The 13,086-nt window shown below is 43.5% G+C and carries 12 protein-coding genes; 5 read left to right on the top strand and 7 right to left on the bottom strand.

Annotated features, from left to right (window positions below; all coding sequences use genetic code 11):
- Nucleotides 1–281 precede the first annotated feature (281 nt).
- The 4 genes from AC23N5_RS20720 to AC23N5_RS20705 all read left to right on the top strand — a co-directional run bounded on the left by AC23N5_RS20720 (nucleotide 282) and on the right by AC23N5_RS20705 (nucleotide 4,613).
- Entirely contained in the window at nucleotides 282–743 is a 462-nt protein-coding gene (locus AC23N5_RS20720) for an Lrp/AsnC family transcriptional regulator (protein WP_122930858.1), read from the top strand.
- Between the two features lie 3 nt (nucleotides 744–746).
- Entirely contained in the window at nucleotides 747–1,898 is a 1,152-nt protein-coding gene (locus AC23N5_RS20715; RefSeq protein ID WP_487757078.1) for a glycosyltransferase, read from the top strand.
- Between the two features lie 120 nt (nucleotides 1,899–2,018).
- Nucleotides 2,019–2,705, top strand: coding sequence for a polysaccharide deacetylase family protein (locus AC23N5_RS20710; protein WP_487757077.1), 687 nt, complete (start codon nucleotides 2,019–2,021; stop codon nucleotides 2,703–2,705).
- A gap of 36 nt (nucleotides 2,706–2,741) precedes the next feature.
- A complete protein-coding gene (locus AC23N5_RS20705) occupies nucleotides 2,742–4,613 on the top strand; it encodes a gamma-glutamyltransferase family protein (protein WP_487757076.1) in 1,872 nt (623 codons plus the stop codon).
- A gap of 4 nt (nucleotides 4,614–4,617) precedes the next feature.
- Here the strand turns inward: AC23N5_RS20705 and AC23N5_RS20700 are convergent, their stop codons facing one another.
- The 7 genes from AC23N5_RS20700 to tpiA all read right to left on the bottom strand — a co-directional run bounded on the left by AC23N5_RS20700 (nucleotide 4,618) and on the right by tpiA (nucleotide 11,488).
- Nucleotides 4,618–5,949: a DUF58 domain-containing protein gene (locus AC23N5_RS20700; protein ID WP_487757075.1), complete on the bottom strand. Its 1,332-nt coding sequence runs from the start codon at nucleotides 5,947–5,949 to the stop codon at nucleotides 4,618–4,620.
- Nucleotide 5,950: 1 nt separating this feature from the next.
- On the bottom strand, nucleotides 5,951–6,568 hold the full coding sequence (locus AC23N5_RS20695) for an L-threonylcarbamoyladenylate synthase (protein WP_487757074.1): 618 nt from the start codon (nucleotides 6,566–6,568) through the stop codon (nucleotides 5,951–5,953).
- A gap of 101 nt (nucleotides 6,569–6,669) precedes the next feature.
- A complete protein-coding gene (locus AC23N5_RS20690) occupies nucleotides 6,670–7,674 on the bottom strand; it encodes a glycosyltransferase family 2 protein (protein WP_183979441.1) in 1,005 nt (334 codons plus the stop codon).
- Nucleotides 7,675–8,046: 372 nt separating this feature from the next.
- Complete coding sequence (locus AC23N5_RS20685; RefSeq protein ID WP_487757073.1) at nucleotides 8,047–9,084, bottom strand: YihY/virulence factor BrkB family protein; 1,038 nt, start codon at nucleotides 9,082–9,084, stop codon at nucleotides 8,047–8,049.
- 42 nt (nucleotides 9,085–9,126) lie between these two features.
- The gene (locus AC23N5_RS20680; RefSeq protein ID WP_122930852.1) at nucleotides 9,127–9,408 is read right to left on the bottom strand and encodes a 2TM domain-containing protein; all 282 of its coding nucleotides are present in this window, start codon (nucleotides 9,406–9,408) and stop codon (nucleotides 9,127–9,129) included.
- 142 nt (nucleotides 9,409–9,550) lie between these two features.
- Nucleotides 9,551–10,642, bottom strand: coding sequence for a hypothetical protein (locus AC23N5_RS20675; protein WP_487757072.1), 1,092 nt, complete (start codon nucleotides 10,640–10,642; stop codon nucleotides 9,551–9,553).
- Nucleotides 10,643–10,723: 81 nt separating this feature from the next.
- Nucleotides 10,724–11,488: a triose-phosphate isomerase gene (gene tpiA, locus AC23N5_RS20670; protein WP_487757071.1), complete on the bottom strand. Its 765-nt coding sequence runs from the start codon at nucleotides 11,486–11,488 to the stop codon at nucleotides 10,724–10,726.
- 247 nt (nucleotides 11,489–11,735) lie between these two features.
- Here tpiA and AC23N5_RS20665 point away from each other — a divergent pair, with 247 nt between their 5' ends.
- The gene (locus AC23N5_RS20665) at nucleotides 11,736–12,992 is read left to right on the top strand and encodes an aspartyl protease family protein (RefSeq protein WP_183979433.1); all 1,257 of its coding nucleotides are present in this window, start codon (nucleotides 11,736–11,738) and stop codon (nucleotides 12,990–12,992) included.
- Nucleotides 12,993–13,086: the final 94 nt, after the last annotated feature.

The following is a 13,086-nucleotide window of genomic DNA, read 5'->3' as shown; positions in this document are numbered from 1 at the left end:
TAAAGGAGATTTATTTACTCAAAAACATACTTTCCGCTGGGCACGTTCACTTTGAAGGAGGCGTATGCTCGGAAAAGATAGACATCTTAGGATTGTACAAAATTAACGTAATTCAGAAAGAATTTTTCTGTGATTAGACGATTATTGTCAATTAATCTTTGAAAATAGATTTATTTTATACTTTTGAGCCTTTAATACCTATAAAATACCCGCATTTGTAGAAATCAGTCTGCAAAAAATAGATAAAATGTCTAACCTCAATTTCAGTGTAAAATACAACAATGCTTAAACTAGACACAACCGACCGTGGCCTTCTGCGTTATCTGCAACAAAATGCACTCTTAACGACCAAAGAATTGGCCGCTCAACTCAATCTTTCCTATACGCCTGTCTATGAGCGCGTGAGGAAATTGGAAAAAGAAGGAATCATCAAAAAGTACGTGGCGCTCGTCAATCGAGAAAAAATAGGCCGTAACCTCATTGCGTTCTGCAACGTTTCTCTCAAAGAACATAGCCGTGCCAACGGCGAAAAGTTTGTGTCGGCCGTGATGACTTTTGAAGAAGTGATGGAGTGTTATAACATTTCGGGAGAATATGATTTTATGTTGAAAGTAGTGGTGAATGATATGCCTGAATATCAGCGCTTTTTGATGGAAAAGCTGGGGGCTTTAGACAGTATCGGCAATACCCACAGCATCTTTGTGATGAGCGAAATCAAACACGAAACCGCCCTGAAAGTATAAGCTATGTTGTACGTGTTTGGCGGGGTGATTGGGGGCTATGCCGTGGCTTGTCTATGGTTGTGTTGGCAATGGTTACGTATTCCCAAGCGGCCATTGAATCACTTGGACGTGCCTCCTGATTTTAAAATTTCGGTCATCATTCCAGTGCGCAACGAAGCCGCTCACATTGGCGTATTATTGAATGACCTTGAGCGACAAACATTAGCCAGTCAGCATTTTGAAGTGTGGGTGATGGATGACGCTTCCACGGACAAAACGGCGGAGATTGTGAATGAATTTATTCAAAACAAAATGTTGAATTTACAGCTCGTGTCATTGGTCAATGCTCCCGTAAGTTCACCTAAAAAAAGGGCCATTACGGAAGCACTCAAACGAGCGAGTGGACAATTGATTATCACCACCGACGGAGACTGTAGGGTAGGAGAAAGGTGGTTGGAAATGTTCGCCCAAACGTACCTAGAAACGGGAGCGAAATTAATAAGCGGCCCCGTAACGTTCTTGAAAACAACGCCTACCAGTGTCGTAGAATGGATGGGAGAGGTGGCTCAAACCATCGAATTTTCCAGCCTGATTGGCACGGGGGCTTGTCTGCTCGAAGCGGGTCACCCAACCATGTGCAACGGGGCAAATTTGGCGTATGAACGTGCCGCCTTTGAAGCTGTAGGAGGATTTGCAGGGGTAGAGCAAATTGCGTCGGGCGATGATGAGTTTTTACTTCAAAAAATTTCAAAACATTTTGGCGTGGAAAAGCTTTATTTCCTAAAAAATGAGGCTGCTGTTGTCTCAACTCACGCGCAAGATTCTTGGCAAGGTTTTTACCATCAACGCATTCGTTGGGCCAGCAAATGGGCAGTCAATAAACGCCTTGCCACGATGCTGGTTGCGATTTGGGTATTTTTAGTCAATTTGATGACGTTGATTTTGTTAATAGCACCATTCTACGAAAATGTAATGTCTTTTGAGTTTTGTACAATTCTATTGTTAAAATATGTGCCTGAATTTTTGTTTTTACGTTTGATTATCAGATTTTTGGGGAGAAAATCTTGGGATTGCTACATTCCCATAGTGCAACTTTTTTATCCAATATACGTTCTGTTTTTTGGACTGGCGGCTCAACGAAAAGGCTATGTTTGGAAAGGGCGAAATTTGCGTTAAATTGCCTCCGCAATAGTGATTTTACCCCCTGATTTTCGCAGCTTTAAAGCTGCAAATTTCGCAGAATTTAACCAAAGTTTTACAATCATTAACGGGTCTTAACTAACATCATCAACAGCTATGATTCCATTGTTTGTCCATAAGTCGCCCCGAATCTTGAAGTCATTTTATTCACCTTTCGTTTGGGAAATTCCAACGGAAGAACCCGTGATTTATTTGACATTCGACGATGGCCCTATTCCTGACGTAACTGAGTGGGTGCTGGAGCAACTGGACATTTATTTGGCAAAAGCCACGTTTTTCTGCATTGGCGATAACGTTCGTAAATACCCTGAGTTGTTTGCCAGCTTGCTTGCCAAAGGACATAGCGTCGGAAATCATACCTTTAATCATCTGAAAGGTTGGAATACGGAGGATGAGACTTACCTCGAAAACGTAAAGCAGTGTAGTGACATCTTACCCGTAGATACGTCCCTTTTCCGTCCACCTTACGGGCGGATAAAGCTGAGCCAAGCGCGGCCTCTCCTTAATAATTATCATGTAGTGATGTGGGATGTACTAACGGGCGATTTTGAAAAATACCTTAGCCCTGAGCGTTGCCTTGAAAAAACGTTGAAATATACCAAAGCAGGCTCGATTGTGGTGTTGCACGATAGCCTAAAAGCGTGGCGTAATATGAGTTACGTACTTCCTAGAATGCTAGAGCATTTTTCCAGTCTTGGGTATCGTTTTGAAGCCTTACCGCAGCACATTCCGCCTTCTATGAACCTTGGTGATGCCGCAAGCTCGCCGTATTTGGTACATTAATTTTAGTAAATCATCATCTAACCTAACCGAAAACCGATGAAGTGGACAAAACTTTTACCTTTTACTTTTTTACTGGTGGCGATTTGGGCACAAACCCATGCTCAGTCGTTCAATAACCTGCCTGTTGTTACCCAAAAACCACCCTTGCACGGAAAGCACTGGATGGCTATTACGGGTAAACCTTTGGCTGCCACGGCAGGAGCAATGATTTTTACCAAAGGAGGAAATGCCGTGGACGCAGCTTGTGGTATGTTGGCAGCTACCTGCACCATGTGGGATGTACTCAGCTGGGGCGGTGAAACGCAAGCCCTTATTTACAATCCCAAAACCAAAAAAGTCATTGCCATTAATGCCTTGGGGGTAGCACCAACGGGAGCCACTGCCGATTTCTTCAAAAACAAAGGCATGAAGTATCCTCCTGAGTACGGGCCTTTGGCAGCCATGACACCAGGAACGCCTGGCGGATTGATGACCATTTTGGCCGAATACGGAACCATGTCGCTCAAAGAAGTACTTGCACCTGCCATGCAATTGGCAGAAGGATATCCTATTGAAGCCCAAACGGCCAATTCAATCGAAGGGAAAAAAGACCTTATCAAACAGTGGCCGTATTCCAAAAAGGTATTTTTGCCGCATTTGGGTGCCAAACGCGAAGCGCCCGATGCAGGAGAGATTTTTGTGCAAAAAGATTTGCTCGAAACGCTCAAAAAATTGGTAAATGCCGAACAGCAAGCGTTGGCAAAAGGAAAATCTCGAAAAGAGGCAATTTACGCCGCTAATGATCTTTTTTATCGTGGGGAAATTGCCAAAGAAATTGCTCGGGGCTGCCAAGAGCAAGGAGGCTTGATTACGGAACAAGATTTGGCCAATTGGAAGGTCAAAATCGAAGAGCCTATGATGACTACTTACAAAGGAATTGAAGTATATAAACTCCAACAGTGGACGCAAGGCCCTGCCATGCTTCAAACGTTGAACATCTTGGAAAACTTCGACCTCAAAAGCATGGGTTACAACTCCACTCGCTACGTGCATACGCTGTACCAAGCCATGAATTTGGCCTTTGCCGACCGTGATTTTTACTACGGAGACCCTGCGTTTGGCCCCGAAGAGCCCATGAAAGGGCTACTTTCTAAGGAATATGCCAAAGAGCGTAGCAAGTTGATAAACCCCAATATGAACGACCCCAAAATTGGCCCAGGCGACCCGTATCCGTTTGAGGGCAAAGCAAATCCTTACCTAGATTTGCTCAAAAATTGGGGAAGTGCAAGCTTAACGGCTCCTAAAAACAATGCAACGTTGGACGAGAAATTCCAGGAAAGTTTCACGGCAGGAACGACCTCGGTAGAGGCCGCAGATGCCGAAGGTTGGGTGGTTTCGATGACGCCTAGTGGTGGATGGGTACCTGCGTGTATTGCAGGAAATACGGGTATCGGAATGAGCCAACGAATGCAGTCGTTTGTGCTTGACCCGAAAGAGAATCCTTTCAACGTGGTTGAGCCCGGAAAACGTCCTCGGGTGACACTTACCCCTAGCCTTGCCCTAAAAAATGGCAAGCCTTTCTTGTCCTTTGCCAAACAAGCAGGAGATGAACAAGATCAGTTATTGCTCCAGTTTTTCCTCAATATGGTGGAGTTTGACATGACCGTGCAGGAGTCGTGCGAGGCGCCAAGTTTTAAAACGTTTCAGATGTATTCGACTTTTGGTAACCACGAACGCATCAACGGTGGTTTAACTCTCAACGAAGCCATGCCTTCTTGGACACGAAAAGACCTTGGGCGAATGGGGTATAAAATCAACTACCAAGAACGAACCAGTGGTCCCATCAACGCCATTTATTTTGATTGGGAACACGGTAGCTTTTGGGGAGGCTCAAGCAACCACGGTGAAGATTACGGAATTGGCTGGTAGCAAATCAGACCATCCCGCGTGATTTTAACTCCAAATATTTGTTGACGGTATTCGCATTTAAGTCCTGTGGTGCCGTCAAAATCGACTGAATGCCGTATTGTTCAAGTTCCTTGACGATACGGCGTTTTTCGTAATAAAACCGCTCGGCAATGGTCTTCAGATAAATCGTTTCGGTTGTTTCGGCGGGCGTTTTTAGCAATTGAGCCGTTTCGGTATTTTCAAAGAATACCACTATAAGCAGGTGGTTCTTTGCTAATTGTCGTAGATAAGGCAACTGACGATGCAGGGCATTGACAGTTTCAAAATTGGTGAATAATAAAAGCAAACTACGTTGGCGAATTTGGTTTTTGACGTGGCTATAAAGCGTTTCGTAGTCGCTTTCCAAATACCGCGTTTTTTGTTTGTACAATACTTCCAAAATCTTTTGCATTTGTCCCGTTCGGCGGTCGGCGGGAAGAACTTGCCCAATCACTTCTGAAAAGGTAAAAATTCCCGCTTTGTCTTGCTTCAATAAGGCAATGTTGCTCAATACAAGCGACGCGTTGATGGCGTAATCTAACAGTGTTAAACCCTCAAACGGCGATTTCATCACCCTTCCTTTGTCAATCAGGCAATACACTGCTTGCGAGCGTTCGTCTTGGAAGGCGTTTACCATCAGCTCGTTGCGACGGGCGGTGGCTTTCCAGTTGACCGTTCTGATGTCATCACCCTGAACGTAGGGGCGAATTTGTTCAAACTCCATACTATGTCCCAACCGCCGTTGACGTTTGATGCCAATGTCGGTGAGTCGGTTGGAAATGGCCAAAAGTTCGTATTGCCGCATTTGTAAATACGAAGGATACACAGCCACCATTTTGTCTTGTGAAAATTGGTAACGCCGTTTTAACAAACCAAGCGGACTTTTAACAAAAACATTGACAGCCCCGAAACTATATTCACCGCGTTTGGTGGGACGGAGTTCATACCGAAGCTGTTGGGTTTCGTTGGGCGCCAAACTCGTTTGAAACAACACATCACGTCGTTGAAATTGGAAAGGAATTTCGTCGATGATGTCAAGATTAATACGGAACGAATAACGGTTCTCAAGGTGAAGAGTGATGGGGTTGGGGTCGCCATTGGAAAGCCGATCTGCAACATCACGACGGGCAAAAATACCTTTTTCGGCCCGAAACAGCAGCAAAGCATCCACAAGGGTCACCACCAAAGCTACCGCTGCCGCCAACTTTACCAAACCAAATAGCCCGATGAAAAGGTAAGAGACCAAAAAAGCCGCTACCAAAACAATCAGTAGTGCCCAGAAAAGCGGAGAAAAATACAGGTTTTTGATGACTTTCATGCTAATAAATAAATTCTCCCGCTCCTTCGCGAATGACCTCAAAATCGTCGGTGGTGGCGTCAATAATGGTTGAAGCGATAAGCCCTCCAAAGCCGCCGTCGATTACAATATCCACTTGGTGTTGAAAACGCTCGAACATGATTTCGGGGTCGGTAGGGTACTCCATAAAATCATCATCGTCTTTGATAGACGTAGTAATGATGGGATTGCCCAATTCGTGGACAATTTGAAGTGGAATGGGGTGGTTGGGTATCCGAATTCCCACTGTTTTGCGGTTTGCCAATACTTTTGGAACGCGACTACCAGCCAAGAGGATAAAGGTAAATGGCCCTGGCAGAATACGTTTCATGACTTTAAAAGCCGAATTGCTCACTTTGGCATAATCCGCAATGTGGCTTAGGTCGTGGCAAATGAAAGAAAAATCATTTTTTTGGGGCTTGATGCCTTTGATGCGTGCAATGCGCTCGACGGCGCGAGCATTGTGAATATCGCAACCTAAGGCATAGACCGTATCGGTAGGATAAATCACCAAACCACCATCTTGAAGACAGCGGATTACCTGCTGAATTTTGCGTGGTTCGGGATTCTGGGGGTGTATTTTAAGGAACTCTGCAGGCATTCGACAACTCAGTTGGTTTCCGAAATAAATGAAAAAGCTTTGTTTTACAAACGTATCATTTTATTTGGAGAACACAAATAACGAAAGTCATTCAACGAACTTTAAGAGTCGAGCTGTACAAACGGAACGCCTTGCTGCATCAATGATCGTTTTCGGTTGCTTTGCCACTTGGCGTAAAATTGATAAAGCCAATTGACTGGGAGGTGGAGGCGGCATAAAAAAACGAGCAATTCGGTTTCCCAGCCAGGGTCTTCGATGTAATTGAGAAGCTTACGAAATTCGGTGGCTTGCTGGGCATCTTCTGCTACGAAGCACTTTTTGATGAATTGGCGTATCCTTTCGGCTAATAAGTCATATTCTTCTTGAGAACGGCTGAGGTCGTAGGCTTTGTTGCAAACTGCCCAACTGGATTTCAACATGTCGTTTCCAACCAGATAAAACTGCGAAGCCATCGACCCATCGAGAACGCGCTTGCTCATTAACACTTCATCAATGTAATGGTATTTATAATCGTGGGCCGAGCGAACAAAAAAATCAAAATCTTCGTAACTCAGCGTTTCGTCGTACCCACCGAGTTTCATCAATACGGATTTTCGCATCATGATAGAAGGAGTACAGATGAAATAGCGCCGCAATATTTCTTTGTAAACATTTCCCGTTGGAACTACTCCTTGGGCTTTTCCATCGTTACCTAAGGCATAATGGTAGCCAATAAGTTTTCCTGAAGTGTCTATGTATGAAGCATTTGAAAAAACAACGGCATAGTCTTTGGGAAGTCCCTCAAACGCTTTGACCTGCTGTGCGATGCGTTGAGGAGGCATGACGTCATCAGCGGCCAAGTCGATGACGTACTTCCCTTTGGCTTCACCCAGTCCTTGATTAAAGGCTTTGCACAGCCCAATATTGTCGACATTGCGGATAAAAATGGTGTTGGGGTACTGATCAATAAATTGTAAAATTACCCGTCTTGAATTATCCGTACTGGCATTATCAATTACAATCAATTGAATATTGTCATACGTTTGATTGGCTACCGATTGCAGGCACTCGTAAATAAACGGCGCATGGTTGTAGCAAGTACAGATGACAGACACTTCTGGATTCATAAGGAGGCGTTGAGACTATTTCTTTGCGTAAAAGGGCATTTATTTGATTAGTAAAAGTAATCTAAAATTTACAAATTCTATTCAGGATATACTTACTTCTTAGTAAACGGTAACGGCATGTGTATCTATTCGACATAAAAAACGCCGCGAAAAATGCCTAATAATTTTTTTTGAAAAAATAGTAAGCAGGATAAGTGTTCTGAAAAACAGGGGATTGAATGCTTTTGAGCTAAAAGTGAAGAAATTTTATTCAACATAAAGAAAAACTTTGGCATGATTTTCTCTATGTATTTATCAAGATGTAGAAAAACATCTTTCAATATTTATGGGTTAGGGTAGTGCATAAATGCCGACACGCGCTGCGTACGGCATTTATTTTTTTGTACCCTTCGTAAGCTTCGACGGAGGCGTAGATGTTTCGTATTTGGCCCGCCAAATGCTCAAATTTAATTCAAAACCAAAAATCAATAGCAAAGCAACGAGGTAAAACCAAATCATCAGTGCAATGATGGTTCCGATGGAGCCATAGAGCTTATTGTAACTACCAAAATGGGATAAATAAAACGAAAACCCGTAGGTGGATGCTATGAGCAAGAAAGAGGAGATGATTGCGCCAAGGTTGAAAAAACGCCAGCCGTGGTTGATTTTGGGGGCAAAACGGTAGATAATAGCCACTGCCAACGTAAAAGTTGCAAACATGACACCATAACGCACCACGTCTAATAAAAAAACGGTAAAGCTGTCGCGGAGAAAAATGGTGTCGTGAAGCCAATCGACCAAAAAGCCGCCGACAATGATGATTAAAACCGCCAAAAAAAGCACAAAAGACAGCATAATCGTCAGCATGATTGCAATGCCTTTGGTTTTAAAATAGCCGCGATTTTCAGAGGCTTGGTCGGCGGTGTTAAAGGCGGTCATGAGGGCGCCCATGCCATTGGTGGCGGTAATAAGCGCTAAAATAAAACCAAACGACAAAATACCTCCTTGTTTTCGGCTGATGATGTCATAAATTGTGGTGGCGGCAAATTCATAGAGGGGCTCTGGCATGGCATCGCGCATAAATCCCATGATTTGTACCTCCATGTTTTCAATGGGTATGTACGGAATGAGGGTAAATAGAAAAAGCGTGGCGGGAAAAACCGCCAGCGTAAAATTATAAGCAACAGCCGTAGCGCGTTGGTCGATGTTGTACAAAAGGATTTTTTCAACCAGAATCGTAACGATGTCGGCAAGTGATACTGAAAGTGAAAAGAATCGTTTACGGTGAAGAAAATGGTAGAACTTCCGTAGTTGACGATACTTAGATTTAGACCAGTGTTGGAGCATGGAGCAGCGACGCGAATCGTTTTGAAAAAACGAAATTACTAAACTTAGTCCATTTACCCATGCTTTATGCCAACGGCTTACCAAGTTTTTAATCGAAAAAGCTTGGTAAGCCGTTGGGTTTAAAGATTAGAGACGCGATTGATTTTTAAGGAGTTTTTGATATTCGCGCTCAACTAATTGATTTTCTTTAAAAATATATATCCCTGCAAAATGGGACAGAAGTCCAATTCCCCAGCCAAAAGTTGGCCAAATGGGCCAAGGGTATTTTGAGCCGCTACGAAATATAATTCCTGTTCCCCAAAGTACCCATAAACCAGCGATGACGACGAGGTAGGTGAATAAATGGCTTTTAAATCCTGCCCGTTGGTGGGCCATTTTCCAGAGAATGGGGTCTTTTTCAGTTTCCATGATTGTTAATTAGGTTTAGAGGTGACAATTGTAATTTGTTTTTGATGATACAAAAATAAAAAGCGGTAGGGGCGAACCCTACCGCTTTCAGATTAAGCCACTCTTTTGGAGGATGAACTTTAATTTTTGAGGAGTAAACCCATTAAAACGCCACAATTGAATAGGCTGCTTGATGAGGTTGGCGGGTTTGATCGCCAATTTTGCTGCGATTGCGGTCATCGTCGTGAATGACAAACAACGTGTTTGACCCAACAGGCGTGAGGTCTTCTGCTTTGTGGGTAAACTTCAACGGCTGCCCTGTCGAACGGTCTTTGACCAAGGTGAGTTTATTGGCCTTCAGGTCGGCTTCGGTTGCCCACCATAAATAAGCGCTATTTCCCTGTGTTTCACTTTCCATCGAAGTAAGTACCCAAAATAGCTGGCGTTTGGCATCGTACTCGATGCACGAAAGCGCCAAAGGCTTTGGTAAACTGGGTTCTAAACTGGCAATATCAATGTCAGCCAATGTTTCAAAATTATTGGAAACCATCAAAGAATCATTGGCGAAGCGATAGGAGACAGTAAGTACTTTGGCTTTGTACTTAAAATCATCGTATTTTTTTCCTTCTTCACGGATTCCAAAATATAACTTATCGTGCGTAGCTGCGAATCCTTCCACTTTAAAATAAGGCATTCCGTCAGGAAAATCGGTGGAGCGGAGGGCTTTGGACAACGCACTACGAAGGCTCATGGAGAATTTTTCGCCCGCCACCAAGTGCGCAGCTTTGGGCTGAATGTTTTTTGGGTCGGCACCAACTTTCCAATAGAGAAGCGCATTATAGCCATCCCATTCGTTGCTTCCTTCTTTGACACGATCAAAACCTGTGCTTAAAAAGGCCAAAGAACGATTCGGAGCAAGGGCAAAATCTTCGTATTTCTGGCTAGTTTTGAGTAAGTTTTGGGTCAAATAGGTTGGTTTATTGGCAAACATATCGGTTTCAGAATAAGCCCAATAAAACACCGCAGCGTCGTTGTTTGGCATGTCTTTGTCGTTGGCAAGAGTGAGGTTTTGGCCATCGTACAAAACAGCAGAAGCTTCGCACCAAAGCTCACGGCCTGAGGCTTGTAGTCCCGCTTGAAAGCAGTCAATAAAGCCTTCTTTGACAATACTAGCTCCCGAAATCGAACGACTTGCGGGGCGCTGACAGCTTACAAAAGCCAATAGCCCTAAGGCGTAAAGAGTTAATTTTTTCATACCTGTAAAAAAAGACGGAGAAACGGAGCTACAGGTTGCATCTCGGTTTCTCCGTTGCGTTTTGAATGTTATCGAAACGAATTACATGCGCGATTTGATGATGTTTGTGAACTCTCTTGATTTAAGAGAAGCACCACCAATCAAACCACCGTCAACGTCGGGACAAGCAAAAAGTTCATCCGCATTTTTTTCGTTGCAGCTTCCACCGTACAAAATGGTTGTGTCGTCTGCTACTTGAGCACCAAATTTCTCAGCAACGTGCGCGCGCAGTGCGGCGTGCATTTCCTGTGCTTGGGCAGAAGAGGCTGTCAAGCCCGTACCAATGGCCCATACAGGTTCGTACGCGATGACAACTTTTCCAAAATCTTCAGCTGACAAATCAAACAACGCTGCCGTGATTTGGTCTTTTACGATGGCAATAAAATCCTCGTTCTGACGCTGTTCCAACAATTCGCCGCAGCAGAAGATGGGCTTCAAGCCGTTTTCCAACGCAATTTTTACTTTTTCTGCTATTAACGCATCCGTTTCTCCAAAGTACTGACGACGTTCGCTGTGACCGATAATGACGTATGGAACCTCAATCGCTGAAAGCATTGAAGCTGAAATTTCGCCTGTGAAAGCCCCAGATGCCTTGTGGTGGCAGTTTTGGGCTCCGAGGGAAATGCGATCTACTTCTTGTACATATTTCTGCAAAACTGGCAAGTAAATGTAAGGTGTACACAAAACGACTTCAACGTCGCCACGAACCTCGTCCCGTACCATATTTACTACTTCCGACGTAAGGCTCAACGCTTCTTCAAGCGATTTGTTCATTTTCCAGTTACCAGCTACAATTTTTTTTCTCATTGGATGGGTGATTTTTAAAAGTTTTTGGGAGTAATTTTATTTCGATTTTTGGGTGTATTTAGCAATATTACATCGAGCTTAGCCGAAATTGCCAAAGAATCCGCCTCAAACCTTCTAAAACAATTAAACTCGATGCGAAGTTAAGAAGAATAAATTGATTCAAAACGGCACTTTTTGTAGTATATTTTTTGTTTTTCTAAGAAAATAGCATAACTTTACTAACAGCCTACCTTTTTTCGGCACGACAATGAGACGGTGGTTTTTATCTTTCGCAATAGCCTGTTGTTTGCCACTTTCACTTTTGGCCCAGCGAGGCCAAAAAAAAGAAGACAAATTTGGCTTCTTCTTGCAGGGTAATATGAAGTTTACCCGCATCCCTTTTGAAATGCACGCTAATCTAATCGTTGTACCAGTTCACATCAACGGTTCAGATACCCTTCACTTTATTCTCGATACGGGCGTAAGCTCAGTGATTATTACGAATCCTAATTCACTAAAAAGAGAAAAACTGAAATTTACCCGAAAAGTGGTTCTAACTGGGGCTGGAGAAGGGGAGTCATTGACGGCTTCGGTGGCCATCGGTAATACCCTCGAAATGGGGAAAATGAAAGCAACGTACCAAAATATCGTTGTTCTTGAACAAGATGTGCTTCGGCTGTCGGAATACGTAGGGATTCCGATTGATGGAATTTTTGGCTACGAAGTGTTTAACAACTTTGTAGTCACAATTGATTTTGTGAACAAGGAATTGTTGCTGAACAAACCTGAAAGTTATAAATACCGCAGTCGCCACGGTGATCGTTACCCGATTGTGGTGGAAGATACCAAGCCCTATGCCGACGTGATTGCGCTGGTGGACAATGGGCAAGAACTCCCCATTCGGGTGGTGATTGATACGGGTGCTGGCCATGCGTTGTTGATTGACAAACACGCTGATAACCAAGTTAGACTTCCAGAAAAAGTACTTCGGGCGCAGCTTGGTAGGGGATTAAACGGCGTCATTAATGGCAACCTCGGCCGAATCGATAAAGTACGTTTTGGCAAATACGAACTAGACAATGTTTTGGCATCGTTTCCTGATAGTTTATCGTTTGGGATGAAATTTGCTAGTCGAAACGAACGTCAAGGCAATATTGGTTGTGAGCTTTTAAGACGTTTTAAAGTGACGTTCAATTACGCTGATCGGTATATTGTCCTCAAACCTGTTAAACGTCGTTTGAAAGAAACCTTTGAACACGATATGAGTGGGATTGAGTTTCGCGCCAAAGGCCAAGATTTTAAGGATTATATTATTGATAAAGTGGTTGAAGATTCGCCTGCTTGGGACGCGGGCTTGCAGGAAGGCGACGAACTTCTGTTTATTAATAACAAATCAGCCGATGATTTGATTATCAGTGAAATATACAAACTTCTTCAAAAAGGGGAGGGCAAAGAAATTGCGATGCTAGTTCGCCGCAAAGGAGTCATTCATTTTGCCAAATTTCAGTTGAAAAGAATGATTTAAGTACTAAAGCACAACGGGGCCGCCCTTTAGGTTTGTACTATGGTAAAATTTCAAGATTGAGTATTTTTAACAAACAGTACCAGAGTGGGCTTCC

This window comes from Runella sp. R5_40, from assembly GCF_057652295.1.
The sequence above is the reverse complement of the archived record's forward strand: the minus strand, read 5'-3'. Positions and strand labels throughout refer to the sequence as shown.

What these genes read in the sequence shown, in the direction of transcription:
- AC23N5_RS20680 (WP_122930852.1), bottom strand. Translation starts at nt 9,408, where the DNA reads ATGGAAACTGAAAAAGACCCCATTCTCTGGAAAATGGCCCACCAACGG.
- tpiA (WP_487757071.1), bottom strand. Translation starts at nt 11,488, where the DNA reads ATGAGAAAAAAAATTGTAGCTGGTAACTGGAAAATGAACAAATCGCTT.
- AC23N5_RS20705 (WP_487757076.1), top strand. Translation starts at nt 2,742, where the DNA reads ATGAAGTGGACAAAACTTTTACCTTTTACTTTTTTACTGGTGGCGATT.
- AC23N5_RS20715 (WP_487757078.1), top strand. Translation starts at nt 747, where the DNA reads ATGTTGTACGTGTTTGGCGGGGTGATTGGGGGCTATGCCGTGGCTTGT.
- AC23N5_RS20690 (WP_183979441.1), bottom strand. Translation starts at nt 7,674, where the DNA reads ATGAATCCAGAAGTGTCTGTCATCTGTACTTGCTACAACCATGCGCCG.
- AC23N5_RS20700 (WP_487757075.1), bottom strand. Translation starts at nt 5,949, where the DNA reads ATGAAAGTCATCAAAAACCTGTATTTTTCTCCGCTTTTCTGGGCACTA.
- AC23N5_RS20665 (WP_183979433.1), top strand. Translation starts at nt 11,736, where the DNA reads ATGAGACGGTGGTTTTTATCTTTCGCAATAGCCTGTTGTTTGCCACTT.
- AC23N5_RS20710 (WP_487757077.1), top strand. Translation starts at nt 2,019, where the DNA reads ATGATTCCATTGTTTGTCCATAAGTCGCCCCGAATCTTGAAGTCATTT.
- AC23N5_RS20675 (WP_487757072.1), bottom strand. Translation starts at nt 10,642, where the DNA reads ATGAAAAAATTAACTCTTTACGCCTTAGGGCTATTGGCTTTTGTAAGC.
- AC23N5_RS20720 (WP_122930858.1), top strand. Translation starts at nt 282, where the DNA reads ATGCTTAAACTAGACACAACCGACCGTGGCCTTCTGCGTTATCTGCAA.
- AC23N5_RS20695 (WP_487757074.1), bottom strand. Translation starts at nt 6,568, where the DNA reads ATGCCTGCAGAGTTCCTTAAAATACACCCCCAGAATCCCGAACCACGC.